The sequence below is a fragment of the uncultured Aliiroseovarius sp. genome, assembly GCF_947492455.1.
Classification (GTDB): Bacteria; Pseudomonadota; Alphaproteobacteria; order Rhodobacterales; family Rhodobacteraceae; genus Aliiroseovarius.
In genome coordinates this window covers 643,985-669,390 of the sequence record NZ_CANLNB010000001.1, presented here as the reverse complement: position 1 = coordinate 669,390, position 25,406 = coordinate 643,985, and the positions used below count along the sequence as shown (strand labels likewise).

Annotated in this window: 24 protein-coding genes; 13 read left to right on the top strand and 11 right to left on the bottom strand. The window is 60.2% G+C overall.

What is annotated here, in order from left to right; translation table 11 throughout:
* Position 1: 1 nt before the first annotated feature.
* The 3 genes from purH to Q0677_RS03195 all read right to left on the bottom strand — a co-directional run bounded on the left by purH (position 2) and on the right by Q0677_RS03195 (position 4,751).
* Positions 2–1,591 (bottom strand): bifunctional phosphoribosylaminoimidazolecarboxamide formyltransferase/IMP cyclohydrolase, encoded by a 1,590-nt coding sequence (gene purH, locus Q0677_RS03205; RefSeq protein ID WP_298905678.1) that lies wholly within the window; start codon positions 1,589–1,591, stop codon positions 2–4.
* A 30-nt stretch (positions 1,592–1,621) separates the two neighbouring features.
* Positions 1,622–3,373: a heparinase II/III family protein gene (locus Q0677_RS03200; protein WP_298905676.1), complete on the bottom strand. Its 1,752-nt coding sequence runs from the start codon at positions 3,371–3,373 to the stop codon at positions 1,622–1,624.
* 118 nt (positions 3,374–3,491) lie between these two features.
* Positions 3,492–4,751 (bottom strand): RsmB/NOP family class I SAM-dependent RNA methyltransferase, encoded by a 1,260-nt coding sequence (locus Q0677_RS03195; protein WP_298905675.1) that lies wholly within the window; start codon positions 4,749–4,751, stop codon positions 3,492–3,494.
* A gap of 68 nt (positions 4,752–4,819) precedes the next feature.
* On the opposite strand from Q0677_RS03195, the gene Q0677_RS03190 reads away from it, so the two are divergent.
* Positions 4,820–5,047: a DUF1674 domain-containing protein gene (locus Q0677_RS03190; RefSeq protein WP_133485004.1), complete on the top strand. Its 228-nt coding sequence runs from the start codon at positions 4,820–4,822 to the stop codon at positions 5,045–5,047.
* A gap of 123 nt (positions 5,048–5,170) precedes the next feature.
* Here Q0677_RS03190 and truB read toward each other — a convergent pair whose 3' ends face one another.
* Both truB and rbfA read right to left on the bottom strand, forming a co-directional pair.
* Positions 5,171–6,076, bottom strand: a complete 906-nt coding sequence (truB, locus tag Q0677_RS03185) for a tRNA pseudouridine(55) synthase TruB (RefSeq protein WP_298905674.1) — start codon at positions 6,074–6,076, stop codon at positions 5,171–5,173.
* The gene (gene rbfA, locus Q0677_RS03180; RefSeq protein ID WP_133485006.1) at positions 6,076–6,495 is read right to left on the bottom strand and encodes a 30S ribosome-binding factor RbfA; all 420 of its coding nucleotides are present in this window, start codon (positions 6,493–6,495) and stop codon (positions 6,076–6,078) included. Before rbfA ends, truB begins: the two co-directional genes overlap by 1 nt.
* A 98-nt stretch (positions 6,496–6,593) precedes the next feature.
* On the opposite strand from rbfA, the gene dapB reads away from it, so the two are divergent.
* Positions 6,594–7,403: a 4-hydroxy-tetrahydrodipicolinate reductase gene (gene dapB, locus Q0677_RS03175; RefSeq protein WP_298905673.1), complete on the top strand. Its 810-nt coding sequence runs from the start codon at positions 6,594–6,596 to the stop codon at positions 7,401–7,403.
* Positions 7,404–7,489: 86 nt separating this feature from the next.
* Here dapB and deoA read toward each other — a convergent pair whose 3' ends face one another.
* On the bottom strand, positions 7,490–8,797 hold the full coding sequence (gene deoA, locus Q0677_RS03170) for a thymidine phosphorylase (RefSeq protein ID WP_298905672.1): 1,308 nt from the start codon (positions 8,795–8,797) through the stop codon (positions 7,490–7,492).
* Between the two features lie 88 nt (positions 8,798–8,885).
* Between deoA and Q0677_RS03165 the strand changes: the two genes are divergently transcribed.
* A complete protein-coding gene (locus Q0677_RS03165) occupies positions 8,886–9,392 on the top strand; it encodes a DUF1643 domain-containing protein (protein ID WP_298905671.1) in 507 nt (168 codons plus the stop codon).
* 9 nt (positions 9,393–9,401) lie between these two features.
* Here the strand turns inward: Q0677_RS03165 and Q0677_RS03160 are convergent, their stop codons facing one another.
* On the bottom strand, positions 9,402–10,565 hold the full coding sequence (locus Q0677_RS03160; protein WP_298905670.1) for a hypothetical protein: 1,164 nt from the start codon (positions 10,563–10,565) through the stop codon (positions 9,402–9,404).
* Between the two features lie 215 nt (positions 10,566–10,780).
* On the opposite strand from Q0677_RS03160, the gene Q0677_RS03155 reads away from it, so the two are divergent.
* The 5 genes from Q0677_RS03155 to Q0677_RS03135 all read left to right on the top strand — a co-directional run bounded on the left by Q0677_RS03155 (position 10,781) and on the right by Q0677_RS03135 (position 16,062).
* Positions 10,781–11,098: a DUF5665 domain-containing protein gene (locus Q0677_RS03155; protein ID WP_298905669.1), complete on the top strand. Its 318-nt coding sequence runs from the start codon at positions 10,781–10,783 to the stop codon at positions 11,096–11,098.
* 142 nt (positions 11,099–11,240) lie between these two features.
* On the top strand, positions 11,241–11,510 hold the full coding sequence (rpsO, locus tag Q0677_RS03150) for a 30S ribosomal protein S15 (protein WP_133485011.1): 270 nt from the start codon (positions 11,241–11,243) through the stop codon (positions 11,508–11,510).
* Positions 11,511–11,662: 152 nt separating this feature from the next.
* Positions 11,663–12,379, top strand: coding sequence for a sterol desaturase family protein (locus Q0677_RS03145; RefSeq protein WP_298905665.1), 717 nt, complete (start codon positions 11,663–11,665; stop codon positions 12,377–12,379).
* 180 nt (positions 12,380–12,559) lie between these two features.
* Positions 12,560–14,707 (top strand): polyribonucleotide nucleotidyltransferase, encoded by a 2,148-nt coding sequence (gene pnp, locus Q0677_RS03140; RefSeq protein WP_298905664.1) that lies wholly within the window; start codon positions 12,560–12,562, stop codon positions 14,705–14,707.
* A gap of 212 nt (positions 14,708–14,919) precedes the next feature.
* On the top strand, positions 14,920–16,062 hold the full coding sequence (locus Q0677_RS03135; RefSeq protein ID WP_298905663.1) for a Fic family protein: 1,143 nt from the start codon (positions 14,920–14,922) through the stop codon (positions 16,060–16,062).
* On the opposite strand, the gene Q0677_RS03130 is transcribed toward Q0677_RS03135, so the two are convergent.
* The 3 genes from Q0677_RS03130 to Q0677_RS03120 form a co-directional block, all read right to left on the bottom strand.
* Complete coding sequence (locus Q0677_RS03130; protein WP_298905662.1) at positions 16,059–16,814, bottom strand: metallophosphoesterase; 756 nt, start codon at positions 16,812–16,814, stop codon at positions 16,059–16,061. The two genes, Q0677_RS03135 and Q0677_RS03130, sit on opposite strands and share 4 nt — an antisense overlap.
* Positions 16,815–16,909: 95 nt before the next feature.
* Entirely contained in the window at positions 16,910–18,502 is a 1,593-nt protein-coding gene (serA, locus tag Q0677_RS03125; protein ID WP_298905661.1) for a phosphoglycerate dehydrogenase, read from the bottom strand.
* A 138-nt stretch (positions 18,503–18,640) separates the two neighbouring features.
* Entirely contained in the window at positions 18,641–19,786 is a 1,146-nt protein-coding gene (locus tag Q0677_RS03120; protein ID WP_298905660.1) for a phosphoserine transaminase, read from the bottom strand.
* Between the two features lie 280 nt (positions 19,787–20,066).
* Here Q0677_RS03120 and serB point away from each other — a divergent pair, with 280 nt between their 5' ends.
* Positions 20,067–20,945 carry a phosphoserine phosphatase SerB gene (serB, locus tag Q0677_RS03115; RefSeq protein ID WP_298905659.1) on the top strand — a complete coding sequence of 293 codons (879 nt, stop codon included), beginning with the start codon at positions 20,067–20,069 and terminating at the stop codon, positions 20,943–20,945.
* Positions 20,938–21,696, top strand: a complete 759-nt coding sequence (locus Q0677_RS03110) for a TSUP family transporter (RefSeq protein ID WP_298905658.1) — start codon at positions 20,938–20,940, stop codon at positions 21,694–21,696. The genes serB and Q0677_RS03110 overlap by 8 nt, the downstream gene beginning before the upstream one ends.
* A gap of 69 nt (positions 21,697–21,765) precedes the next feature.
* Here the strand turns inward: Q0677_RS03110 and Q0677_RS03105 are convergent, their stop codons facing one another.
* Positions 21,766–22,770: an asparaginase gene (locus Q0677_RS03105; RefSeq protein ID WP_298905657.1), complete on the bottom strand. Its 1,005-nt coding sequence runs from the start codon at positions 22,768–22,770 to the stop codon at positions 21,766–21,768.
* Between the two features lie 183 nt (positions 22,771–22,953).
* Here Q0677_RS03105 and Q0677_RS03100 point away from each other — a divergent pair, with 183 nt between their 5' ends.
* From Q0677_RS03100 to Q0677_RS03090, 3 genes are all read left to right on the top strand, one after another.
* A complete protein-coding gene (locus Q0677_RS03100) occupies positions 22,954–23,481 on the top strand; it encodes an invasion associated locus B family protein (RefSeq protein ID WP_298905656.1) in 528 nt (175 codons plus the stop codon).
* A 105-nt stretch (positions 23,482–23,586) separates the two neighbouring features.
* Positions 23,587–24,777, top strand: coding sequence for a 23S rRNA (adenine(2503)-C(2))-methyltransferase RlmN (rlmN, locus tag Q0677_RS03095; RefSeq protein ID WP_298905655.1), 1,191 nt, complete (start codon positions 23,587–23,589; stop codon positions 24,775–24,777).
* Between the two features lie 201 nt (positions 24,778–24,978).
* Positions 24,979–25,329: a hypothetical protein gene (locus Q0677_RS03090; protein ID WP_298905654.1), complete on the top strand. Its 351-nt coding sequence runs from the start codon at positions 24,979–24,981 to the stop codon at positions 25,327–25,329.
* The last annotated feature ends 77 nt before the right edge of the window (positions 25,330–25,406 follow it).

The window sequence follows — 25,406 nt, the reverse complement described above, 5'->3', positions numbered from 1 at the left end:
CTTAGTGCCGGAAGTGGCGCATGCCGGTGAAGACCATGGCCAAACCAGCTTCGTTCGCCGCGTCGATCACTTCCTGATCGCGCATCGAGCCACCGGGCTGGATCACGCAGGTGCCACCTGCGGCAGCCGCTTCCAACAAACCGTCGGGGAACGGGAAGAACGCATCCGATGCGACGGCCGAGCCTTTCGCAAGGCTTTCGTCCAGACCCAGTTCGGCTGCCATACGCTCGGCCTTCGAGGCGGCGACGTTGGCACTGTCCAGACGGCTCATCTGGCCCGCACCGACACCCACGGTGGCTTGGTCCTTCACGTAAACGATGGCGTTCGACTTGACGTGTTTGGCAACTTTCCACGCGAACAGAAGGTCTTTCATCTGTTCGTCGCTCGGCGCTTTCTCGGTCACCACTTTCAGGTCGTCCATGCCGACATAGCCCACGTCTTTGTCCTGCACCAGAACACCGCCAGCGACCTGTTTATAAGCGGTCAGAGGCGCACGGGTGTCGGGCAGTCCGTCGGTCAGCAAGAGACGCAGGTTCTTTTTGGCCGCGAAGATTTCCTTGGCTTCATCAGACGCACCGGGGGCGATCACGACCTCGGTAAAGATCTCGACAATCTTGGTGGCGGTTTCGGCGTCCAGCGGCTGATTCAGCGCAACGATGCCGCCAAAGGCCGAGGTGCGGTCGCAGTCAAATGCCTTCTGATAGGCCTCGACCAGCGTCGCACCCTGGGCCACACCACAGGGGTTCGCGTGCTTGATGATGGCAACGGCGGGGCTGACAGCAGGGTCAAACTCGGCGACGAGTTCAAACGCGGCGTCGGTGTCGTTGATGTTGTTGTAGGACAGTTCCTTGCCCTGCAGCTGGGTTGCAGTCGCAACACCGGGACGGTTTGACCCGTCGGTATAGAAGGCCGCTTTCTGGTGGCTGTTTTCGCCATAGCGCAGGGTCTGCTTCAGCTCGCCCGCAAAGGCGCGGCGACGCGGGGCTTCCAGTTCCAGCGCGCCAGCCAGCCAAGTCGAGACGGCTGCGTCATAGGCAGCAGTACGGGCGTAAGCGGTCTGAGCCAGCTTGCGGCGGAATTTCGGGCAGGTTGCACCACCGTGCTGATCCATGTCGCCCAGCAGTTTGTCATAGTCCTGCACATCTACAACCACGTTCACAAACGCATGGTTCTTGGCCGCTGCGCGGATCATCGCCGGGCCACCAATGTCGATGTTCTCGATGCAGGTGTCATAGTCAGCACCCTTGGCGACGGTTTCCTCGAACGGATAGAGGTTCACCACCAACAGGTCGATCGCACCGATGCCGTGTTCCTGCATCGAGGCGACATGCGCGTCGTTGTCACGCAGCGCCAGCAGGCCACCATGTACCATCGGGTGCAGCGTCTTTACACGACCGTCCATCATCTCGGGGAAGCCGGTGACCTCGGCCACGTCTTTCACGGCGACGCCAGCGTCGCGCAGGGCTTTGGCAGAGCCGCCGGTCGACAGGATCTCGACCCCGCGGGCTTCCAGCGCCTGGCCCAATTCGATCAGGCCGGTCTTGTCGGATACGGAAATCAGCGCACGGCGCACCGGATGAAGGTCAGTCATGTCAGTTGGCCCCCCAAGGCCTGAAGTCTGTTAACTTGGCAGCTCCGCCCGGTCGCCCGTTTCAAGGTCACGCAAAACCGTTGGGGTGTCTTGCGCCTTGGCTAGCGTCCAGCGGATGCGTGTCGCATAGTCCATTGCGACGCCCGAGAGAACCACTTGTTTTGTTTTTCGGGGCTTCAGGCGCGACTTTTCCAAATAAATGCTGCTTTGCAGCATCAGTTCACCCCGCCCTTCGAAGCGGAACACCCAAATCTCGCCGGATCGCAGCGCCAAGGACACCGCCGTACCGCCCATATCAAGGGTCGCGTCAACCTCGGGATGCAGGTGGAATCGCACCGTGAACGGCACACCTTGCAGCGAGGTATCGTCCAATGCGGTGTCGAAGGCCTCCTGATCCGCATCCGTGACCGCAGCCAGCGTGTCTTCGCCCGACAGCTCGCGCCCTGACACGTTCAGCTCCAACGTGCGCATATGGGTCAGGCCGTGAGACGCGACATAGCCGTCATGCGCGGCAACAACGCCATTCGTTCCGACACCGACCACAGGTTCCAGCGGCACTTGCTTTGGGGTTTGCGCCAGGAAGGTCCGCTCGATCCCGTCCAGAACTTGTGGCGCAGACAGCCGCGAGGACGACATGCCCGTCACACCCAACACAGAATGCGACGGCGTGGCGCGCCCCGCCTTGTGCCATTCCGGCCCAAATTGCACACCGGTTCCGCAGTTCACAATCACCGGGCGCCGACCCGAGGTCATCTCGAACGCCAAGGTCGACGCGTGGCCATTGGCCGAGGCATTCCCGGCAGGCGGCGGCGCGCCGTCCATGATTACACTGGTACGCCCGGCGGATAGACGGGCATAGCCCATCGCCAACCCCTCGTTCACGCCAGCCCGCACGCCTGAACTCGCCAGCGCGTGATCCAAACGGCCGTCCAGCCCGCGCCCACCGCCGTGAAAGCGCGCCAGCCCGCCATCCGCATGCCGCAGCGCGCGCAAGGTGGGGGCAATCCTGTTGATCGCTTCCAGATGGGCGGGTTCAGGTTCGCGATCACTTTCGCGCAAGGCCAGCGCGGCCCAGTTCAGAAGGGTGAAGACTTCCAGCAGTTCTTCAGGGTTCCGGGTCGGGATACCGCCCTGATCATCAATCTGATCGGCGCACTCCTTCGCCAAAGCGCGAATGGCACCATCCACATGGACATCGACGCCGGTCAGACTGAACCCGGCATAGATCAAACCTGTCAGCGCCTCGAACCGGGGCAGACCGGGTGTGGCACCATGCCAACGGCGCGCCAGAAACAGGGTTTGTTGTCCAAGGGATCGGAAGAACCACTTGCTTTGCTCGGACGTCATGCCCCGCATCAGAAACAGTGCGTGGTTGATCCAGCGGATCAGACGCCGCCCGGTCAGATCCGGTGTCCACCCTTCACCGCGTCCATTGCCATAGGCGTCAATCCAGCCAAACACCCACTCTTGCGCGCGCTCCCGCGCTTCGGCGTCGCCCACGCTGGCCAGATCATCCAGCCACGCAAAGCCTTGAGTTTCTTCGATGAAGGCAGGATTGGGCGGAGGAATGTCCCACAACATGTGATCCGGCGCATTCACCAGATGCCCCGCGAACAAGAAATTCCCCGCCAAAAGCTGCTTACCGCGCGCAAACGATCCGATCGTGCGCGGTTCGGGTTGCGACACAAATCCCGCCGCAGGCCGCGCCCGCGCCGCCCGTTTTGCGTGCCAACGATTTGAAAATCGGGTGCCTAACCCGGAAGAACCGATCTGTGGAGCCACAGCGCGCCTCGCCTCATGTCATTTGCTCGTGGTCGTTTCGACCTGCCCCTCTAAGTGGGCTTTGGCAAAGCATACCAAGGCGACCCGCGCCTGTCATGACGAAATCATGGGCGTGTGATTATTTCCGGCGCAGGCAGGTGATAAAGAACCCATCCATGCCGCCCTGATCCGCCATGTAATGCGGGAACAGGCGCAGCCCTTCGGGGCCGATCCAGTCGGGGTCCACGCCCGGCAGACGCAACGCCTCCAGATCGACCTCCAACCCCTCGTGGCGGGCCAAAGCGTCGCGCACCTGTTCCTCGCCTTCATCAATCAGCAGACTACAGGTGCAATAGACCAAACGTCCGCCCGGCTTTAAAAGCCCCAGCGCCCGGTCGATCATGTATTCCTGAAGCTCGAACAGCCCCGGAAACTCGCTGCCATCCTTGGCGTAAGGCAAATCGGGGTGACGGCGAATGGTGCCGGTGGCGGTACAGGGTGCATCCAGCAGGATCGCATCAAACGGCCCACCTTCGAATTCCAGCGCGTCCCCGGTGACAAGTTCCGCCGCCAGCTTGGTACGGGCCAAGTTCTCTTCCACCCGCTTCATCCGGCCTTCGGACACATCCAAGGCGGTGACATTCGCTCCCGCCGCCGCCAGTTGCATGGTTTTACCACCAGGCGCGGCGCACATGTCCAAAACCGTTTCGCCTGTCTGCGCAGCCAACACCTTGGCGGGCAAGGTGGCGGCAACGTCCTGCACCCACCAATCGCCTTTGGCATAGCCCGGAAGGTTGGTGATCTGCCCGGCCTCCGCCAAACGCACCGACCCCATTGGCAACATCTCGCCCGTCACGGCCCCAGCCAGCGCGGCAGCATCACCCTTCGCCGTCAAATCTACCGGAGCGCCTGCAAACTGCGCAGCCTCCATCGCGGCCACCGCCTCTTTCCCGAAATCTGCCAACAACGGCTTACGCAGCCACTTGGGCAGACGCGGAATGGGCAGCGTGTCCCACTTGGCCTTCTCGCGATCAATCTTGCGCAGAACAGCGTTCACCAAACCGCGTGCATGCTCCGTCTCGGACTGCGCCTTTGCGATCTCCACACAGGCATTCACCACCCCATGCGCAGCGCCGCCATTGCAAATCTCAGACACACCCAACCGCAGAATGTTCAACACACGTGGCACAGGACGTTGGCGCAAAAACGGCCCAAGCATCCGGTCGCAGCGATCCATGCCCCGCAGGGTCTGCATCACCAGACGCTGCGCACGTGCGCGATCTTCGGCAGGAAGCTTCGCCAGACGCTTCGGCAAGGCCTCGGACAACAGCCGCTTTTCCACGGCAACATCATCCAGAAGGTCCACCACCACATGCCGCACGTCTTTCGGGTTGCTCATCTCACGTCCTTTGCGTTTCGCTGCAATGCGCCCTATATCATCCCCAACACCGAAACAAGGAGCGCCGCATGTCAGACGATAGCCCCAAGGCCGACCAATCGAAAGAAGCTGCGCCCGAGACCCCAAAGCGCGAGCTTCCCCCCGCCGCCATCCGCGCGCTGGCCGAAGCTGAAGAGCGCCGCAAGAAAGCGGAAGCCGAGGCCAAAGCCCAACCCAAGGAATACGGAGGCCGTGACGGCCCCGAACCCGTCCGTTTCGGAGATTGGGAAAAGAAAGGCATCGCCATCGACTTTTGATCGATGGCCTCTCGCCCGCATTTTCTTGTCAGAAATATCCTCGCCGAAGGCATGAAATCCGCCGCGCGTCAGCGCGGCCACCCCCAAGCCTGTTGACCGTCAGGTCACAAAGGCGCGGGAGCGCTACTGGTTGAATACGCGGCTGGGGTGCAACTCGCCAGACCGATAGGTGCCGACGGCAACCGCTTTGCCTTCGTAAGACGCCCAGGCTTCGTCGCCATACTCCACGTCTGACGCCAGAACCATGCCGGGATTGCCATGCTTCAAACGCGTCGCACCCTCGGCGCTGGCTTTCAGCTCGGGCAGATCCTGCAAACCTTCCTCAAGCGGGCGCAGATAGGCGTCCAACTCTCCGGTTTTGGCCAGCTCTTCGATCAGCTCGATACTCACACCATCTTCCGCGTCAAACGGCCCCGACCAGATCCGGCGCAGATTGCGCACGTGCCCATGACAGCCCAGCGCCTCGCCCAGATCACGGGCGATCGAGCGGACGTATCCGCCCTTACCGCAGGTCATTTCCAGCGTGACGTGATCGGCATCCGGGCGAGACACCATCACCAGCTCTTCGACCCACAACGGGCGCGCAGCAATTTCCACATCCTCGCCATCGCGGGCCAGCTTATAGGCCCGCTCGCCATCAATCTTTACGGCGGAAAACTTCGGCGGCACTTGCATGATGTCGCCGGTGAACTGATCCAGCGCGGCCTGAATATCCTCGTCCGAGGGGCGCGCGTCGCTTTCGGCAATCACCTCGCCCTCGGCGTCATCGGTGTTGGTCGCTTGGCCCAAACGCACGGTGAACTCATACGCCTTCAGCGCGTCGGTGATATAGGGGACGGTCTTCGTCGCCTCGCCCAAAGCCACGGCCAGCACGCCGGTCGCTTCCGGGTCAAGCGTGCCCGCATGGCCCGCCTTTTTGGCATCCATCGCCCAGCGCACCTTGTTCACAACAGCGTTCGAGCTGAAACCAGCGGGCTTGTCCACGACCAGCCAGCCGTGGATATCGCGCCCCTTCTTGCGGCGTCCCATCAGTCTTCTCCGGCCTCATCGTCTGATTTGCGCAGATCACGCTGCACATCTTCCTGCTGCAACAGGCGGTGGGTGTGATCCATCTGGTCGAAGGTCTCGTCCACCATGAAGCGCAGTTCCGGCGTGTGCTTGATCTTGATCGCGCGACCGACGATGCGGCGCAGTTCGCCTTTGTTGCGGGCCAAAGCCTTCACAGCCTCGTCCCCACCTTTGCCACCCAAAGGCAGCGCATAGACGGTCGCAATCGACAGGTCCGCAGTCACCCGCACCTCGCCGATGGTGATGGACATGCGCGACAGGTCAGGGTCGTGCACATCGCCACGCATCAGGGCTTCGGACAGGGTCCGGCGGATCAGTTCAGCCACGCGCAGCTGGCGCTGGTTGGGGCCACGTTGGTCTTCAAAACGGTTCTTTGCCATATCCGCCATGTATTCCTTGATGCGCTTGGGCGCAACAGGGCTTTGCCAAGCGGGCGCACTCGGGTTAGACAGCCCCAAACGAAATTCGGAGACCAGACATGAGCGATTTGCCGGGCATTGTAGTGATGGGCGCATCAGGCCGCATGGGCCAAATGCTGATCAAAGAGGTGCTGGCCAATGACAAGGCACGCCTTGTGGGCGCACTGGAACGCCCCGGCCATGACTGGGTCGGACGCGACGTGGGCGAATGCATGGGCGGCCAGCCCGTGGGTGTCGCCGTCACAGATGATGCGCTGGAAACCATGGCCAAGGCGCAGGCGGTGATCGACTTCACTGCACCTGCGGCGACCGTGGACATGGCCGAAATCGCCGCCCAAGCCCGCGCCGTCCACGTGATCGGCACCACTGGCCTGACCGACGAAGATTTGGAAAAGGTCGCTCTGGCCGGACGTCATGCCACCATCGTGCGCGCTGGCAATATGAGCCTTGGTGTAAACCTTCTGACACTGCTGACCAAAAAGGTTGCCGCCGCATTGGACGAGGATTTCGACATCGAGATCATCGAGGCCCACCATCACCACAAGGTCGACGCGCCCTCGGGTACTGCTTTGATGTTGGGTGAAGCTGCCGCCGAAGGGCGCGGTGTGGATCTGGCCGAGGTCTCGGACCGTGGCCGTGACGGGATCACCGGCGCCCGCAAACGCGGCGACATTGGCTTTCACGCGGTGCGCGGTGGCGACATCGTAGGCGAACATGACGTAATGTTTGCCGCCCCCGGCGAGCGCATCGTGCTGCGCCATCTGGCCACCGACCGCGCCATTTTTGCCCGTGGTGCCGTGAAAGCTGCCCTGTGGGGGCAAGACAAAAAGCCCGGTGAATACAATATGTTGGACGTTCTGGGCCTGTAGCTTCGTGACATAGCACTCCCGCCCAGCACCAGCCCTGTCGGGCCGTGCTGGTTGGGGGTGGCCCGTGCCTGCGGCACGGGCGGCGCTTAGGTCAGGATCTCGGCCACCACAGGTCCGGGCGTCGGCGCGTCGCCGATGTTATAGGCCGCCAACAGTTGCGCCTTCGCTGCCTCGGCATCCGTGTCCGAGGCCGCATGGATCACTGCAATCGGATCGCCTTTTTCCAGTTTCGCCCCAAGAGGTGCCAACCGCGTCAGGCCCACTGCCGGGTCAATCTTGTCAGCTGCGCGGCGGCGGCCCCCGCCAAGTTCGACCACACACAAACCAACCTCACGAGTATCGATGACGCTGACATATCCCGCTTCCGTCGCACTTAGCTCGGTGATCACCGGCGCTGTTGCCAGATGCGCTTCGGGGCGTTTGATAATATCCGAAGGACCACCCAGCGCGGCCACCATCTGCCCGAATTTCTCGGCGGCACGACCGCTTTCAAGCGCATCGCGCACGCGTTTCTTGGCTGTAGCCCCGTCCGTTTCGGCACCAGACGCAACCAGCATCTGCGCACACAGGGCGGTAACGGCGTCTTCCAGCCGAGGGGTGCGACGTGCCCCGGTCAGGAAGTCAATCGCATTCAAGGTCTCGACGGCATTGCCCGCGGCGTCCGCCAGCGGTTCGTTCATATCGGTCAATAGCGCATGGCATTTGAGCCCCGCCAATTGCGCCACACGCTGGATGGACGCGGCCAGATCGCGCGCATCGTCGAAATTCGACATAAACGCGCCGTTGCCGAATTTCACATCCATCACCAGCGATTCCAGCCCCGCCGCCAGTTTCTTCGATAGGATCGAGGCGGTGATCAGCGGAATGCTTTCCACCGTCGCCGTCACATCCCGGATTGCATAAAGGCGTTTGTCGGCGGGGGCGAGGTCTCCGGTTTGGCCAATAATGGCACAGCCCACATCACGCACCACCCGATCAAACAACGCATTGTCCGGCTGCGAGGTATAGCCGGGGATGGCGTCCATCTTGTCGAGCGTGCCGCCCGTGTGCCCCAACCCGCGACCCGAAATCATTGGCACGTAGGCCCCGCAGGCGGCCAGTATCGGGGCAAGCATCAAGCTGACATTGTCGCCGACGCCCCCGGTCGAATGCTTATCCACCACCGGACCGGGCATATCTGGCCAGCTGAACACATCACCACTGTCGCGCATCGCCAAGGTCAGTGCGGCGGTTTCGTCCGGTGACAAGCCCTTCAGCCAAGAGGCCATCGCGAAGGCTGCAACTTGCGCGTCGCTGGCCCCGCCCCCGGCGATACCGTCGACCATCGCGGTGATGTCGGCGTCGCTCAGGATCTGGCCGTCGCGTTTCTTACGGATCACTTCGGATATCAGCATGGTCTGCTCCGTTTTCTTTCACCTTCCGCCCAAATTTGCGGCGACGCAAGGGGTTGCCAAGGGTCAGCTATGACCGCAGAAAGCATCTATGATCACGCGCGAATTTCAAAAGGGCGACGCCCATTCCACGGCCGTTTACTCGGATTGCGAAAAATACCGCTATACGCTGACGCGTGTGTGGGAGCCCGCCGGGCGCAAGGCGCTGTTCATCATGTTGAACCCATCAACCGCAACCGAAGTGCAGAACGACCCGACGGTCGAGCGCTGCGAACGCCGTGCCCGCACACTGGGATTTGGGGCGTTTCGGGTGACCAATATTTTCGCATGGCGTGACACAGATCCGCGCAAGATGCGGGCGGCAGCGGATCCTATAGGTCCGGCGAATGACGCCGCCATTCTGAACAGTTGCCCCTGGGCCGATCAGGTTATCTGTGGCTGGGGCACCCATGGCGCACATCTGTCGCGCGGGCCGGAAGTTGAGGCGCTTCTTCGGCAAGCCAGCCAACCGACATTTCATTTGGGTCTAACCAAGGATGGGCACCCGAAGCACCCGCTCTACATCGCCTATGCCCAAAAACCGGAACGCTGGTTCTAACCGCGCAGCTTAAGCGAAAATATTTTCGCGGACTTCGACATAGACGTCGTGCACGGTCGCATCCGGAGCGCCTTGAAGGATGGCAACCACCTGACCACCAACCGTGACCACGCCGTCATTTCCATCATCCGACGGGCGCACCTCGCAGGTCAGATCCGCGTGTCCCTCTTCTTCGTCCAATGAGATGCGCAGGAAATCGCGTCCCGTTTCGAAATCGGTCACCTGAGCCACCGGCATTCCATCTTCACCATCGGGATACAGCCAAAAGATATCGTTGCCGTCACCGCCGGTTGCCACATCCGAGGCCCCGAAGATCAAGGTGTCGTTCCCGTCGCCTCCGTCCAACACATCAGATGCATGGTCATTGTGCCAAGCATAGTCGTGCTGCTCGGCACCGCTTTCTTCCATCGCGTGGCCGAAGTGATCAATCACGTCGTCGCCGTCATCACCGATCAGCCAATCGGCGCCAAGCCCGCCCTTCAGGACGTCATCTCCGTCACCGCCATCCAGAATGTCGTTATCCGTGGTGTCCAGATCGCCCAATAGCTCATGTTCATGACCGCCACCAAACAGCTGGTCATCCCCGGTGCCACCAGTCAGAACATCGTCGCCCGACCCGCCATCCAGATAGCTGTCGATACTGCCTGATCCGTCCAGAGTGTCGTTACCCTGCCCGCCAAAGGCTGCAAGCGCACCGCCACCCGCAATGATCGTATCGTCCCCGTCATTGCCAAACACATAGGCCGCGTCATCGCCCGCCCGGACCGTGTCATCGCCCGCACCCGCATCAACCACGTCGACCGGGCCATCGCCGGTTATGACAGGCGTGCCGCGGAAGGTTGTGATTGCGCCTGGATCGGCCCCGGCACCAGATGTGCCAAGGGTCACGTCATCGTCCCCGGCGGTCAGCATATGCTCGGTCGTTTCGGACACAAAGCTGTCCAGATTCTCGCGCCCGTAATGGGCATCAGTCTCAGAGCCAAGAAGTTGATCCAATAAGGTCTGATCTTTGTCGGGGCTGTCGCCATCCCCCAAACCGTCATTGGGTGTCAGAGCGTCGCTGGCCGCAGATGACATTGCACCCCCCACTTCGCCCACGAGGTCATCACCGCCCCCGTTTCCTTCGGGATCGTTGTTTATGTCATCGGTGAAGCTGTCCGCCAGAACTACCACCGGTAGGAGGCTGAGAAACAATAACCCAAATAGCATTCGATACGCCGCCCGTTTTTCCTTGCCCGCTTAACAATCATCACAATCATGACGATCACCGCTTGCGAATGTATGAAACACCACGCATTCTTTGGCGGGTATTTGCGGACAAGTTTATTCAAACCCAAAGTTAACAAAGTGTTAACGACTGCGCCGCTGCGCAAAACAAGGAACTAGTGATGCAAGAAAAGGACAGTGACGCGACCGACCCGCTGACCCAGCGTGAGGAACAGCTCTCGCTTGAGGTGCGCGCGCTTCGGGCCGAGGTCGAGCGCATGAACAACCACCGCTTCATTCGCCTGCATGACAGCCTGTTCAAACTGGGCATGTTTCAACTGTATCGCGGACTGGCCTTTGGCCTGGGGTCCGTGCTGGGCGCCACGATCCTTGTGTCTTGGGTGATCTATATGCTGGGCTCGATCGACTTCATCCCCGTTCTGGGCGACTGGGCTAGCCAGATCATCGAAGAAATTCAGGTCGCCCCACCCGCAGAATAAGGGTCTTGGCGATTTCCTTTGCGTTTAGGGCAGAATCCTTCTATACGCCCCCATCCGCCTGAAAATGGCGGGTATCTCCATGGGCCTTGCTGGACGACATCCCGGCCTGCGCCATCCACTCTAACCTATGAAGGAGACCCCGATGTCGATTACTGCTGAAGAAAAGAACCGCCTGATCAAGGAATTCGGCACCAAAGAAGGCGACACCGGTTCGCCCGAAGTTCAGGTTGCCATCCTGTCGTCGCGCATCGCGACCCTGACCGAGCACTTCAAAACGCACAAGAAAGACAACCACGGTCGCCGTGGTCTTCTGAAAATGGTTGCCCAGCGTCGTAAGCTGCTGGACTACACCCGTGCGAAAGACGAAGCACGCTATCAGGACCTGATCAAGCGTCTGGGTCTGCGTCGCTAAGACCGGATCCATTTGGACAGAAGCGCCCGTCTTGCAAAAGGCGGGCGTTTTCTTTTGAGGGTCCGCCCCAAACACACTTCCTGCTTTACGTGTGGTCTGGCTTGAAATGACCGGCGGTCATCGCTCACCTTATGTCAGGTGAGGAGAAAACGATGAAAGAAACCATCCGCGTCCTGATGAACATGGGAAGCTTGCAACGGCTGTTTCCGTTCTGGCTTTCGGGCCTGATTGTGCTGGGGATCTGGTTCACGCCATGGCTTCTGCTGGCCATCGCCTATGGCGTTCTGGCGCAGTTCTTTGTCGAATACGCCATGCACCGTTTTCTGCTGCATCGCGAGCCGCCCACCGATCAGGGCGTGTTCAATGAGCTTTACCGCAGCCATATCGGCCACCACGAGTTCCCGAACGATCCCGAGTTCTTCACCGGCGGCGATCACTGGTACCCCCTGCGCTTCGGCACGATCTCGTTCGTTCTGCACACGCTTGTCCTGTGGCCCGTTCTGGGGCTGGGACCGGCGGCGCTGTTTGCCTATGTGGCGCTGTTTGTCGGCTCGGTCAGCGCTTTCACCTTCTATGAATACTGTCACACGCTGGCGCATCTGAACGTGCCGAAAGGCTGGTTCGGACAACGCGTGACGCGCACCCATCTGGCGCATCACTTTCAAGATCACGAGGCCACCTTCCATGTCAGCTTTGGCATGAACTGGATCGACCGGTTGTTCGGCACCAAGCACGACGCGCAGGTCGCGCGCGAACGCTTTGACCGTGAAACCATCCTGTCGATGGGCATGGACCCCGAGGATCTGCGCCTTGTCACCGCCCGCAAGGCCTTTGGCATCACCAAGCACCCGCGCCGCCGCCACAGCTAGGGCGCAGCAGCGCTAACGGTTTTGCTTTCCAAACCCCTTGTTTTCCTGTAAGGCGCACGCATCTGAGACGTGACGCTTCGACCCCGGCGCATGAAAAAGGTAGAGGGGTCGGTGGCAATGGGGCCACCATGAAAACGGAAGACCCGGAGGGCCGGGAGTGCTTCCAACTAGGAAAACATGATGTTTGACGTAACTAAAAAATCGATGGAGTGGGGCGAAGAAACCCTCACTCTGGAAACGGGTAAGGTTGCCCGTCAGGCCGACGGTTCGGTCATCGCCACTCTGGGCGAGACTTCCGTTATGGCCAACGTGACCTTCGCGCGCCAGCAGAAGCCCGGTCAGGACTTCTTCCCGCTGACGGTTCACTACAACGAAAAATACTATGCTGCTGGTAAAATCCCCGGTGGTTTCTTCAAGCGTGAAGCCCGTCCGACCGAAAAAGAGACGCTGACCTCGCGCCTGATCGACCGTCCGATCCGCCCGCTGTTCGTTCCCGGCTTCAAAAACGAAGTTCTGGTGATCTGCACCGTGCTGTCGCACGACCTGGTTAACGACCCCGACATGGTTGCGATGATCGCTGCCTCGGCTGCTCTGACCATTTCGGGCGCTCCGTTCATGGGCCCGATCGGCGCTTGCCGCGTTGGTTTCGAAGATGGCGAATACATCCTGAACCCGACCTGCGACGACATGCACGATCTGCGCAACAACCCGGACCAGCGTCTGGACCTTGTTGTCGCCGGCACCAAAGACGCCGTGATGATGGTGGAATCGGAAGCCTACGAACTGTCGGAAGCCGAAATGCTGGGCGCCGTGAAGTTCGCCCACGAGCAGATCCAGCCGGTGATCGACCTGATCATCGAACTGGCCGAAGAAGCCGCGAACGAACCGTTCGACTTCCAGCCTGCTGACTACTCGGAGCTGTACGAGGCTGTCAAAGCCGCTGGCGAAGACAAGATCCGCGCTGCATATGGCAACACCGACAAGCAGGAACGCGTTGCTGCTGTTGCTGCCGCCAAGGAAGAAATCATCGCATCGCTGACCGAAGAGCAGCAAGAGGACGCAAACCTCGGCACCGCTCTGAAGAAGCTGGAATCGGCTGTTGTGCGTGGCGACGTTGTGAAAACCGGCAAGCGTATCGACGGTCGCGCACTGGACACTGTCCGCGCCATCGACAGCTCGGTTGGCATCCTACCGCGTACGCACGGTTCGGCCCTGTTCACCCGCGGCGAGACCCAAGGTCTGGTTGTGACCACTCTGGGCACCGGCGACGACGAACAGATGATCGACGCGCTGACCGGCACCTACAAGTCGAACTTCCTGCTGCACTACAACTTCCCTCCGTATTCGGTTGGTGAAGTTGGCCGCTTTGGCCCTCCGGGCCGTCGTGAAATCGGTCACGGCAAGCTGGCATGGCGTGCGCTGCAGGCTGTTCTGCCGTCGGCAACCGACTTCCCCTACACCATCCGTCTGGTGTCAGAGATCACTGAATCGAACGGCTCGTCCTCGATGGCGTCGGTTTGTGGTGGCTCGCTGTCCATGATGGACGCCGCTGTTCCGCTGAAAGCGCCGGTTGCAGGTGTGGCCATGGGTCTGATCCTGGAAGATGACGGTTCGTATGCTGTTCTGACCGACATTCTGGGTGACGAAGATCACCTGGGTGACATGGACTTCAAAGTGGCTGGTACCGAAAACGGCATCACCTCGCTGCAGATGGACATCAAGGTCGCAGGCATCACGCCCGAGATCATGGAGAAAGCCCTGGCACAAGCCAAGGATGGCCGTATGCACATCCTAAACGAGATGGGCAAAGCCCTGACCGAAGGCCGTCAGGAATTCTCGGCTCACGCTCCGCGCATCGAGACCATGAACATCCCGACCGACAAGATCCGTGAAGTGATCGGCTCGGGCGGTAAGGTCATCCGCGAGATCGTTGAAGTGTCGGGCGCCAAGGTCGACATCAACGACGACGGCGTGATCAAGATCGCATCGCCGAACGGCGACGCCATCGCCAAGGCGTACGAGATGATCCACGCGATCGTCGCCGAGCCGGAAGAAGGCGCGATCTACACCGGTAAAGTTGTGAAGATCGTCGACTTCGGCGCCTTCGTGAACTTCTTCGGTAAGCGCGACGGCCTGGTGCACGTCAGCCAGATCGAAAACCGCCGCCTGAACCATCCGTCGGACGTTCTGAAGGAAGGCCAGGAAGTCAAAGTCAAACTGCTTGGCTTCGATGACCGCGGCAAAGTTCGCCTGTCGATGAAAGTTGTCGATCAGGAAACCGGCGAAGAGGTTGCTCCTGAGCCGAAAAAGAAAAAAGACGAAGAGTAAATTTTCGTCTTTCGACACAGAAAGCCCCGGTGTAAACACCGGGGCTTTTTTGTGAGTCATTTTTCCCGCTTAGTGACGAACAAACTTATTTGAACATCGTTTGTGCGCGACAACACATCTTGCCGATCACAGAGTGCGAATATTGATTGACTAAGCCAATTTCGCCTCATACGTTTACATCAAAGCAGATTGAGCGTCATGGAATTTAGAAAATGATCGACAAAGCCGCAATCGAACTAAGCGACGCAGTCGAATACCACTATGATCAGTTCCCCCCTCAGGACTTAGATCTGCAGAAGCTTCTTCAACCACTCACCGAAGCCACAGCATCCCTCGCCAGATACGATCAAATGTTGGCCGGAATGCTGAATTCAGAAATCCTCCTCGCACCATTGCGTACCAGAGATGCTGTTGTTTCGTCACGCATGGAAGGAACTATCTCGACCATTGACGAGGTGATGCAGCTTGAAGCGGACGCCCAATCAGGAGAGGCCGATGCCCATAGGCTGGCACGCAGTGAGACCATTGAAGTCTCTCTATACGCGCGTGCGCTCAGGCAATCGCAGCAAGCGCTTAGCGAAGGCAGGCCCATCTCTGAACACCTGCTTCGGACGGCGCATCAAACTTTGCTTGCGTTCGGGCGTGGGGCCTCAAAGCATCCCGGATCCTACAAAACCGAACAAAACTATATCGGGGACCGAGGCACGCGGAGGATTCAATTCATCCCGATCAGTCCGCAAAGCCTTCCCGGCGGGATGGAAGCACTTATCTCGTTCATTGCCTCCGACAAACAGATCCCACTTCTGCGCACTGCACTTGCACATGTCGAGTTCGAAGCCCTGCACCCGTTCGAGGATGGGAATGGCCGTGTCGGAAGAATGCTCATCACCCTGATGCTCTGGAAGCTCGGCCTGATCAGCCAACCCCATTTCTATGTCAGTGGCTACTTCGAACAAAACAAGGATGAGTACATAGAACGCATGCGCGCCGTTTCCGCTGATGGAGATTGGACCGAATGGGCGGTGTTCTTCCTGAAAGCACTGAACGCGCAGGCGCTTGAGAACTTGGAAACGGCTGAAGCAATTCAGGCGCTGTACGAGAAAATGCGGGAAGAATTCCGAGAAGTTCTGAAATCCCAATGGTCCAACCATGCGTTGGATTTCGCCTTCGCAAACCCGTATTTCCGCAACAACGTCTTCACCAGCACCAGCGGTATTCCCGCGCCGACTGCAAACCGTTTCACGCGCAGTTTGGTAGAGCACGGATTGCTTAGAACGATTGTCCCATCTGCGGGGCGGCGACCCGCAATGTATGCGTTTGAGCCCCTGTTAGAACTGGTCAGAAATTCCACCTAAAACCGGAACAAGGGCGCCTCGCGCACGGCCTTGTCCCGCCCCTCACCCGTCAACACCCACGCATCCCGCCCCTCGATCACCACGGCCGAGATGGCTTTGCCGTGTCCGGCGCCGGTGTCGATGTTCAGGCGGTTGCCGTAATGCGTGACCGCGTCCACTGGCGTGTGGCCATGCACGATGAGTGGGCCGTGGTCGGCGGTGGACTGATGGAACTCCTTGCGAATCCAGCACAGGTCGTCCTCGGTCTGTTGATCCAAGGGCACGCCCGGACGGATGCCTGCATGGGCAAAATACAGGTCGCCCAGACGGTAGTGTGACGGTAGGTTCGCCAAATAGTTCCGATGGCTTTCCGGCACAGCTACGCGTGCCTTGGGGTGCAGTTGATAGGTGCGGATGCCATCTGGCACCTCGACCCCATAGCTGGCGAGCGTCTCGATCCCGCCGATCCGCGCGTGTAGCCAGTTGTAGTCATACAAAAGCTGGGTATCGACCATGGGCTGTTCGCGCAGGAACATCTCCATCATGCGGTCGTGATTGCCCTTCAGCACCACCCAGTTTTCCCCACGCGCCCGTCCGTCGATCAGGAACTGGATCACGCCGGGGCTGTTGGGGCCACGGTCGACGAGGTCTCCGATATGCACAACGGGCGCATCCGTATCGCCACAGCGCGCGCGGTCTTCGGCGATCAGCGCGTGGGCGGCTCCCAGTTTGTCCAGATGGCCGTGAATGTCTCCGATCGCATAGGCGCGCATGGCGGGTGCTCCTTCTTCTGCGGCCACCCTAGGCATATGGCCCAAAAAGAAAAGCCCCGGCGAAGGACCGGGGCTTTCCGTTGTCTGATTGACGCTTAAACGTCGAACTCAAGCGGGCTGACCGAGTTGAACAGGCCAGTATCACGCAGCGTGTTCAGCACGTCGTCCGAGATGCGGTGATCCACGTACAGAAGCGCAATGGCGTCACCACCGGTTTCCTTACGGCCCAGGGTAAAGTTCGCGATGTTCACGCCGTTTTCGCCCATGGTTTTACCCAGTGTACCAATGATGCCCGGCACGTCTTCGTTGGTGGTATAGAGCATGTGGCTGCCGATCTCGGCGTCGATGTTGATGCCTTTGATCTGGATGAAGCGCGGCTTGCCGTCCGAGAAGACCGTACCAGCGATCGAACGCTCGCGGTTTTCGGTCACAACGGTCACCTTGATGTAACCGTCAAACGCACCACCCTTGGCTTGCGTGGTGGTCGAGGTCTTGATGCCGCGATCTGCCGCAACAACAGGTGCCGACACCATGTTCACGTCCGGGGTCTGCGGCTTCATCAGGCCAGCAATGACGGCACAGTCCAGCGCCTTCAGGTTCATTTCCGACGCAACACCATCATAAAGGATGTTCACGGCCTTGATCGGCTCGTCAGTCATCTGACCCACGAACGCACCCAGATGCTCGGCCAGTTTGATCCACGGGCCCATAACTTTGGCTTCTTCAGCGGTGACGGACGGCATGTTCAGGGCGTTCTGAACGGCACCGGTCAGCAGGTAATCCGACATCTGTTCCGCCACCTGCAGCGCCACGTTTTCCTGTGCTTCGGTCGTTGCCGCGCCAAGGTGCGGGGTGCAGACGACGTTGGGCAAGTTGAAGAGCGGGTTCTCAGTTGCGGGCTCTTCGGCGAACACGTCGAAGGCAGCCCCGGCCACGTGACCCGATTTCAGCAGGTCGGCCAGAGCCTCTTCATCCACCAGACCACCGCGGGCACAGTTGATAATGCGCACGCCAGCTTTGGTTTTCAGCAGGTTCTCGCGGCTCAGAATGTTGCGGGTCGCGTCGATCAGCGGCACGTGCAGGGTGATGAAATCAGCGCGGGCCAGAAGCTCGTCCAGCTCGACCTTTTCAACGCCCATGCTGGCGGCTTTCTCTTCCGACAGGAAGGGGTCATAGGCGACCACTTTCATCTTCAGACCCAGCGCACGGTCGCAGACGATGCCACCGATGTTGCCTGCGCCAATGACGCCCAGCGTCTTGTTGGTCAGTTCAACACCCATGAATTTCGACTTTTCCCACTTACCCGCGTGGGTCGAGGCCGATGCTTCGGGGATCTGGCGCGCCACAGCGAACATCATCGCGATGGCGTGCTCGGCGGTGGTGATCATGTTGCCAAACGGCGTGTTCATCACGATCACACCGGCTTTCGAGGCAGCAACTTTGTCGACGTTGTCGGTACCGATGCCGGCGCGCGCAACAACCTTCAGGTTGGTCGCAGCTTCAAGGATTTTCTCGGTCACTTTGGTGGCCGAGCGGATTGCCAGACCGTCATAGTCGCCGATCTTGGCAGCCAGAGCGTCCTTGTCTTTACCAAGGTTGGGCTCAAAATCGACTTCGATGCCACGGTCGCGGAAGATCTGAACGGCGGTTTCCGAAAGCTTGTCGGATACGAGTACTTTGGGGGCCATGTGTTTGGTCCTTTATGTCGGGGGCCACGAGGGGCCGAAGATTGGATAGGGCTGCGCCTGACCCTGGGTGGGTGCGAAGCGCCCTCCCGTGGGGAGGGTCGGGCGCTGCCCGGCGTGTCCGCCGGGCGATACAGTCTCTTAGGCTTGAGCTTCGATTTCGGAGTTGAACGCCCAATCCAGCCACGGCATCAGGGCCTCGACGTCCGACGTCTCGACCGTGCCGCCACACCAGATGCGCAGACCGGCAGGGGCGTCACGATAGGCGCCAACATCCAGTGCCACGCCTTCGGCTTCCAGACGCTTGGCCACGGCCTTGGCGAAACTTGCGCCATCTTTGATGCGGTCGTCGGTGAACTTCAGGCAGACCGAGGTGTTCGACAGCGTGGTCGCGTCCTCGGCAAGGAAGTCGACCCAGTCACGCATCTCGACGAAATCAGCGACGGCCTTGGTGTTGGCGTCTGCACGGTGGATCAGACCTTCCAGCCCGCCAACCGAACGCGCCCAATCGAGGGCGAACAGATAGTCCTCAACCGCCAGCATCGACGGCGTGTTGATCGTCGCGCCGGTGAAGATGCCCTCGATCAGCTTGCCGCCTTTGGTCAGGCGGAAGATCTTCGGCAGCGGCCATGTGGGGGTGTAGCTTTCCAGACGCTCAACGGCACGCGGGCTCAGGATCAGAATGCCGTGCGCGGCTTCACCGCCCAGAACTTTCTGCCAAGAGAAGGTGGTCACATCCAGCTTGTCCCACGGCAGGTCCATCGCAAACGCGGCCGAAGTCGCATCACAGATGGTCAAACCTTCACGGTCATCGGCAATCCAGTCACCGTTCGGAACGCGCACGCCCGAGGTGGTGCCGTTCCAGGTAAAGACAACGTCATTGGTGAAATCGACGGATGCCAGATCAGGCAGTTGGCCGTAATCAGCGGTCTTGGCGACGGCGTCCAGCTTCAGCTGTTTCACAACATCGGTGACCCAGCCAGATCCAAAGGATTCCCAAGCCAGCATCTCGACCCCGCGGGCGCCCAGAAGCGACCACAGTGCCATTTCAACCGCGCCAGTGTCCGACGCGGGAACGATGCCGATCTTGTAGTCAGCGGGGATGCCCAGCACTTCGCGCGTGCCTTCAATGGCCGCTTTCAGCTTGTCCTTGCCGATGGCGGCACGGTGCGAGCGACCCAAGGCGGCGTCGGCCAGGGCATCAAGGTTCCATGTGGGGGGTTTGGCGCAGGGGCCAGAGGAAAAACGCGGGTTAGCCGGCCGCGTTGCCGGTTTCGAAATAGCCATCGATGCTACCCTTCCAGATAAATCGCCCCTCGTTGGGGAGGGGTGTCCCACTGACCGAAGTAAGGCGCGTTTTGATGCTGCACAAGCAAAAAAGCGTCGGAATTGACATTCGATGGGTCGAAAACGGGCGCAAAATGACCACTATCGGAAACTTGCGTCGCGTCCGGAGACTGGGAATTCGCGCCATCAGATCGCCAATTTTATGGATTCGGCCTTGTGAAACAGGCGCGATCTGCCGCATGAAACGGACAGCTTCAATTTGCCCAACAAAGGCCCGCCCATGTACATCGCCACGCTGATCGCATCGCCCTCTGCCCGCAACCTCGAGCCCGCTTTGGTCGAAAACCTGCGCAACGCGTGGGGTGGTGGGGACGCCGAGTGGCTGGCCCCGGACGAAGCGGCCGAATTTTCGCTGGACGCGCTGCCCGACAATCAGTGGGACGTGTGGGATGATCTGCAGAAAATGGGCGTCGACCTGATCGTGCTGCCTGCCGAAGGGCGCAAAAAGAAGATGCTGCTGGCGGATATGGACTCGACCATGATCCAGCAGGAATGCATCGACGAACTGGCAGACGAAGCAGGCGTCGGCGAGCGCGTGAAAGACATCACCGCCCGCGCCATGAATGGCGAGCTGGACTTCGAAGGTGCCCTGACCGAACGCGTCGGCCTTCTGAAAGGTCTGCCGGAAAGCGTCATCGGCGACGTGCTGGCCAATCGCATCACCTTGATGCCCGGTGGTAAGGCGTTGCTGGCGACGATGAAAGCAAATGGCGCCTATGCGGCGTTGGTGTCCGGCGGCTTCACTGCCTTCACCGCCCATGTCGCCGCCACGCTGGGCTTTGACGAAAACCGCGCCAACACGCTGAACGTCGAGGGTGGCGCACTGACCGGCACCGTAGGCATGCCCATTCTGGGTCGCGAAGCCAAAGTGCAGGCGTTGAAAGAGATCACCGCCCGCCTTGGCCTGTCCCATGACGACGTGATGGCCGTGGGTGACGGCGCCAATGACCTCGGCATGCTGGGTCTGGCGGGCGCGGGCGTGGCGCTGCACGCCAAACCGTCAGTCGCGGCAGAATGCGATATTCGCATCAACCACGGCGACCTGACCGCGCTTCTGTATATCCAAGGATACGCGCAGTCAGACTTCGTAGATGGCTGAGTTTTCAACGGAAATCTTGCTCTTCCTTCTGGCCGCTGGATTCGTGGCCGGGTTCATAGACAGCATCGCAGGCGGAGGCGGCCTGATCACCCTCCCTGCCCTTTTGATCGCTGGCGTACCGCCTGTGACGGCGCTGGCCACCAACAAAGTGCAGGGGCTGTTCGGCGCGGGCATGGCAGCGGTGACCTATGCCCGCAAAGGCCATGTGAACCTGCGCAGGCAGGCGAAATCCGCCCTCATTGCCTTTGTCGCCGCCCTTCTGGGCGCACTGTCCGTCAACGCCCTGCCGACCGAGCTGATCCGCATGGTACTGCCCGTTTTGCTGGTGGCAATCGCACTCTTCTTCGCGCTAAAGCCCGGCTTGGACGACGTGGATCGTCACCAAAGGCTGACACCAGCTCTGTTCGCGCTGACTTTCGTTCCGCTTGTCGCCTTTTATGACGGCCTGCTGGGACCGGGCGCAGGTGCCTTCTACATGCTGGCCTTTGTGGCCATGGCGGGCCACGGGATCCTGAAAGCGACGGCGCATACGAAACTGCTTAACTTCGCCTCGAACGTGGGCGGGCTGGCCGGGTTCCTGCTGGTGCTGTCACCGCTTTGGATGATCGGATTAGCCATGGGCGCGGCACAGATGGCAGGCGCTTACGTAGGCTCCTCCCTGGCGTCCCGCATCGGCGCGCGCCTGATCAAGCCGCTTCTGGTGATCGCCTCATCCGCCATGGCGTTGAAGCTGATCACCGACCTTCTCTAGCTTTTTCTTGTCCCAAATATCCTGGGGGAGCGTGAAGCCCGCACGGGCTTCACGCGGGGGCAAAGCCCCTTACACAGCCAAGACAGCCGCACTCGGCCGGATGAAGCCCGTGTTCAATCCTGCGAAGTTCAGCACATCCGGGTTCAGACGCTTCTTCACATCCGGATGCGCCGGATCGAGCACGCCCAGTTTCACCAAGATCGCCGCAATCGCGCATTCGGACGCACGGGTCGAGCCGTCCTCGATCTTCAACGCAACGCCCATCTCAAGCTCGGGGATGATTGCGACAAAGAACGCCTCGGCCCCGGTTTTCAGGGCCACCTTGCCGGGGGCAGAACGCATCAGCTCGGTACAGGCGCGGGTTTCGCCAGCCACAAGCTCGGGATGCAACATCATCGCCTCGCGCAGACGGACCGAGGCCTTCTGACGCGCGTCGCCACCCTCGGTCGCGCTCGCAAATCCCGCCATCGCACGACCCATCCCCAGAAGGGTGCTGGCGTGGTTCGGCGCGGAACAGCCGTCGATGCCATAGCCCGGGCTGACCTCACCCGTGACCTCTTCAAAGGCCTGCTTGATCGCCACCTGAATGGGGTGGTCGACCTCGACATATTCAGGATCGCTTACACCCATGTGGCGGCTCAGCGTCAAGAACCCCGCGTGCTTGCCCGAGCAGTTGTTGTGAATGCGGCAGGGGCTGTCATCGGTCTTGATCAACCCCACCTTGGCAGGTTTGTCGGCAGGCCATTGCGGGCCGCAGCGCAGGTCGTCATTGCCCAGCCCCATATCCGCCAACCAGCGCGATACGCGGACGGTGTGAATAGCGGCACCTTGGTGGCTGGCGCAAGACAGGGCCAACTGTTCGGTCGTCAGCCCAGCCGCGTCCGCCGCCCCACTTTCCACCAGCGGCAGCGCCTGCAACATCTTGGCAGACGAGCGCGGCAAAATCACCTGATCAGGATCGCCCCACGCATGCACAATCGCGCCGGTTTTATCGACCACAACCGCATGTCCCCGGTGCTGGCTTTCCAGAATGTCGCCGCGCCAGACCTCGACCAGACGTTCTGCGTTGCTCATATCGTTCTCCTTCACCCGGGAAACACGCGGAAATCCGCCACCGGGGCTTTCATTACCCTGTCCTTTGGCGCTAGACTGCGCGTGCAGACATGGAAACGACCTGAGCGGTTTGGTCAAGAGCCACTTAAGATGGCCGGGACAGCGCAACGGTCCGAGGCAGAGGCAGCGGAGGCTGTATTAGACATGAACCGTTTGATCTTGGGTGCAATTGGTGCCATTGGCCTGTCGATGGCAGCGACAGGTGTCATGGCACAAGAAAGCTCGAACCGGGTGTCGGCAAACACCGATTGGAGCGTTTTCGTCGAAAATAACCCGACCGAGTGCTGGAGCGTCTCCAGCCCGAAGGAAACCGTGAACACCAAGAACGGCCGTGCCGTTGCGGTGAAACGCAGCGATATCCTGTTGTTCGTCAGCTATCGCCCCGGCAGCAACGTGAAGGGCGAAGTGTCGTTCACCGGCGGCTACCCGTTCGCGCCCGGCTCGACCGTGGATATGACCATCGGCAGCAACAGCTATCAGCTGTTCACTGACGGCGAATGGGCGTGGGCCGCCAGCCCCGCCGATGACGCGAAGATCATCAAGTCGATGAAGGGTGGCGCGAAGGCTGTTCTGTCGGCGCAATCCTCGCGCGGGACCAAAACCGAAGACACGTTCAGCCTGCTGGGCTTCACCGCCGCTGTGGATGAAGCGGGCAAGCGCTGCGCCAACTAATCGCGACCGATTAAAGCGATCTGTCACGCGGGGGTGAAAACCTTCGCGTGACAAGCTATATATGTTGCCCTATAGACTGCCGCCCTGCACGGTAAGGAACGCGACATGGACCCCAAGGCCCCGATCACTCAGGATGTAATGACCATCCCCCGCAAGACCAACGAAGGTGGCAAGCGCAACCTCGTGGGGCTGACGCGCGACCAGATGCGCGACGCGCTGATCGATATGGGAACGCCCGAAAAGCAAGCCAAGATGCGCACCGGCCAAATCTGGCAGTGGATCTATCAGTGGGGCAAACGCGACTTCGCGGATATGACCAACCTGGCCAAGGCCTATCGCGCCCAACTGGCCGAGCATTTCGTCATTGAAATCCCCGAGGTCGTGACGCGTCAGGTCTCTGAGGACGGCACCCGCAAATACCTCTGCCGCATCGCTGGTGGGCATGAGGTCGAGGTCGTCTATATCCCCGAAGAGGGCCGTGGCACGCTGTGCATTTCCAGCCAAGTTGGCTGCACCCTGACCTGTTCCTTCTGCCACACCGGCACGCAGAAACTGGTGCGCAACCTGACCGCAGGTGAAATCATCGGGCAGGTCATGATGGCCCGCGACGATCTCGACGAATGGCCCGTTCCCGGCGCGCCGAAAGACGAAACGCGCCTGCTGTCCAACATCGTTCTGATGGGCATGGGCGAGCCGCTGTATAACTTCGACAACGTGCGCGACGCGATGAAGATCGCGATGGACGCCGAGGGCATCCAGCTGTCACGCCGCCGGATCACTCTGTCCACGTCTGGCGTTGTCCCTGAAATCGCCCGCACGGCGCAGGAAATCGGCTGCTTGCTGGCGATCAGCTTCCACGCCACCACAGACGAAACCCGCGACGTGCTGGTCCCGATCAACAAGCGCTGGAATATCGAAGAGTTGTTGGGCGCACTGGCCGCATATCCGAAAGCCTCGAACAGCGAACGGATCACCTTTGAGTACGTGATGCTGGATGGCGTGAACGACAGTGACGAAGACGCGCATCGCTTGATCGAGCACATCAAGCGCCACAACATCCCGGCCAAGATCAACCTGATCCCGTTCAACGAATGGCCCGGCGCGCCGTATAAGCGCTCGTCGAACAACCGCATCCGCGCCTTCGCGAACATCATCTATCAGGCCGGTTACGCCAGCCCGATCCGCAAGACGCGAGGCGAGGACATCATGGCCGCCTGTGGTCAGCTGAAATCAGCCACGGAACGCGCCCGAAAATCACGCAAGCAGATCGAGGCCGAGGCCGGTCTGAGAGGGTAACTCCCCTCTCAAGGTTGTTTGCAGAATTTTTACACAGCCTGCAGTTGACTTGCCGCGACTTGGGATATTTAACGGTCTCAAGTATCGGGCGCGCATGCGCCTGAGAAACGCGAACACATAAACTGACACCACCTGCATGCCCGTCGCGACGCCCCTTGGCGTCCGACCCCATATGCCTGCACCAATCCCATGGAAAATCTGATGAAAACCTCTGTTTTTTGCAGCCTGATCCTTCTGACCGCCAGCCACGCCTTTGCCGCGGGCCGCAAGTTCGAATGCACCTCGGTTGAAGATGGCAGCGTGATCAAGCTGTGGCAGGACGAAGAAGGACGCCACGGCCATCTGGACACCCCCGTCCTATCCAAGGACGCACAGGTGCTGCACGGGTTGCACGACAAGAACGACGATCTTGCCGCCGAGACCTTTCTGGTGATCGACGATGACACAGTGCTGACCTTCACGATCGACTTCGGGAAACTGACCTATGAAATGTTTGTCAAAGGGCTGGTAAACGACACCGACCACGGATCCTGTATCGAGCTGGCCGGCTGACAGGACCGATAATCAAGCATCATAGGCACATGGCAGAGCGCGGGCAGGTCCTGCGCTTTGTGCGTTTCGGGCGTGCG

Excerpts from the sequence above, each read along its gene's own strand:
- Q0677_RS03145 (WP_298905665.1), top strand. The coding sequence starts at position 11,663 with ATGAAAGAAACCATCCGCGTCCTGATGAACATGGGAAGCTTGCAACGG.
- Q0677_RS03195 (WP_298905675.1), bottom strand. The coding sequence starts at position 4,751 with ATGAGCAACCCGAAAGACGTGCGGCATGTGGTGGTGGACCTTCTGGAT.
- Q0677_RS03165 (WP_298905671.1), top strand. The coding sequence starts at position 8,886 with ATGATCACGCGCGAATTTCAAAAGGGCGACGCCCATTCCACGGCCGTT.
- Q0677_RS03105 (WP_298905657.1), bottom strand. The coding sequence starts at position 22,770 with ATGAGCAACGCAGAACGTCTGGTCGAGGTCTGGCGCGGCGACATTCTG.
- Q0677_RS03190 (WP_133485004.1), top strand. The coding sequence starts at position 4,820 with ATGTCAGACGATAGCCCCAAGGCCGACCAATCGAAAGAAGCTGCGCCC.
- deoA (WP_298905672.1), bottom strand. The coding sequence starts at position 8,797 with ATGCTGATATCCGAAGTGATCCGTAAGAAACGCGACGGCCAGATCCTG.
- serA (WP_298905661.1), bottom strand. The coding sequence starts at position 18,502 with ATGGCCCCCAAAGTACTCGTATCCGACAAGCTTTCGGAAACCGCCGTT.
- Q0677_RS03130 (WP_298905662.1), bottom strand. The coding sequence starts at position 16,814 with ATGCGCGCCTATGCGATCGGAGACATTCACGGCCATCTGGACAAACTG.
- Q0677_RS03155 (WP_298905669.1), top strand. The coding sequence starts at position 10,781 with ATGCAAGAAAAGGACAGTGACGCGACCGACCCGCTGACCCAGCGTGAG.
- purH (WP_298905678.1), bottom strand. The coding sequence starts at position 1,591 with ATGACTGACCTTCATCCGGTGCGCCGTGCGCTGATTTCCGTATCCGAC.
- Q0677_RS03110 (WP_298905658.1), top strand. The coding sequence starts at position 20,938 with ATGGCTGAGTTTTCAACGGAAATCTTGCTCTTCCTTCTGGCCGCTGGA.
- pnp (WP_298905664.1), top strand. The coding sequence starts at position 12,560 with ATGTTTGACGTAACTAAAAAATCGATGGAGTGGGGCGAAGAAACCCTC.
- dapB (WP_298905673.1), top strand. The coding sequence starts at position 6,594 with ATGAGCGATTTGCCGGGCATTGTAGTGATGGGCGCATCAGGCCGCATG.
- Q0677_RS03135 (WP_298905663.1), top strand. The coding sequence starts at position 14,920 with ATGATCGACAAAGCCGCAATCGAACTAAGCGACGCAGTCGAATACCAC.
- Q0677_RS03100 (WP_298905656.1), top strand. The coding sequence starts at position 22,954 with ATGAACCGTTTGATCTTGGGTGCAATTGGTGCCATTGGCCTGTCGATG.
- serB (WP_298905659.1), top strand. The coding sequence starts at position 20,067 with ATGTACATCGCCACGCTGATCGCATCGCCCTCTGCCCGCAACCTCGAG.
- rpsO (WP_133485011.1), top strand. The coding sequence starts at position 11,241 with ATGTCGATTACTGCTGAAGAAAAGAACCGCCTGATCAAGGAATTCGGC.
- rlmN (WP_298905655.1), top strand. The coding sequence starts at position 23,587 with ATGGACCCCAAGGCCCCGATCACTCAGGATGTAATGACCATCCCCCGC.
- truB (WP_298905674.1), bottom strand. The coding sequence starts at position 6,076 with ATGGGACGCCGCAAGAAGGGGCGCGATATCCACGGCTGGCTGGTCGTG.
- rbfA (WP_133485006.1), bottom strand. The coding sequence starts at position 6,495 with ATGGCAAAGAACCGTTTTGAAGACCAACGTGGCCCCAACCAGCGCCAG.
- Q0677_RS03090 (WP_298905654.1), top strand. The coding sequence starts at position 24,979 with ATGAAAACCTCTGTTTTTTGCAGCCTGATCCTTCTGACCGCCAGCCAC.
- Q0677_RS03120 (WP_298905660.1), bottom strand. The coding sequence starts at position 19,786 with ATGGCTATTTCGAAACCGGCAACGCGGCCGGCTAACCCGCGTTTTTCC.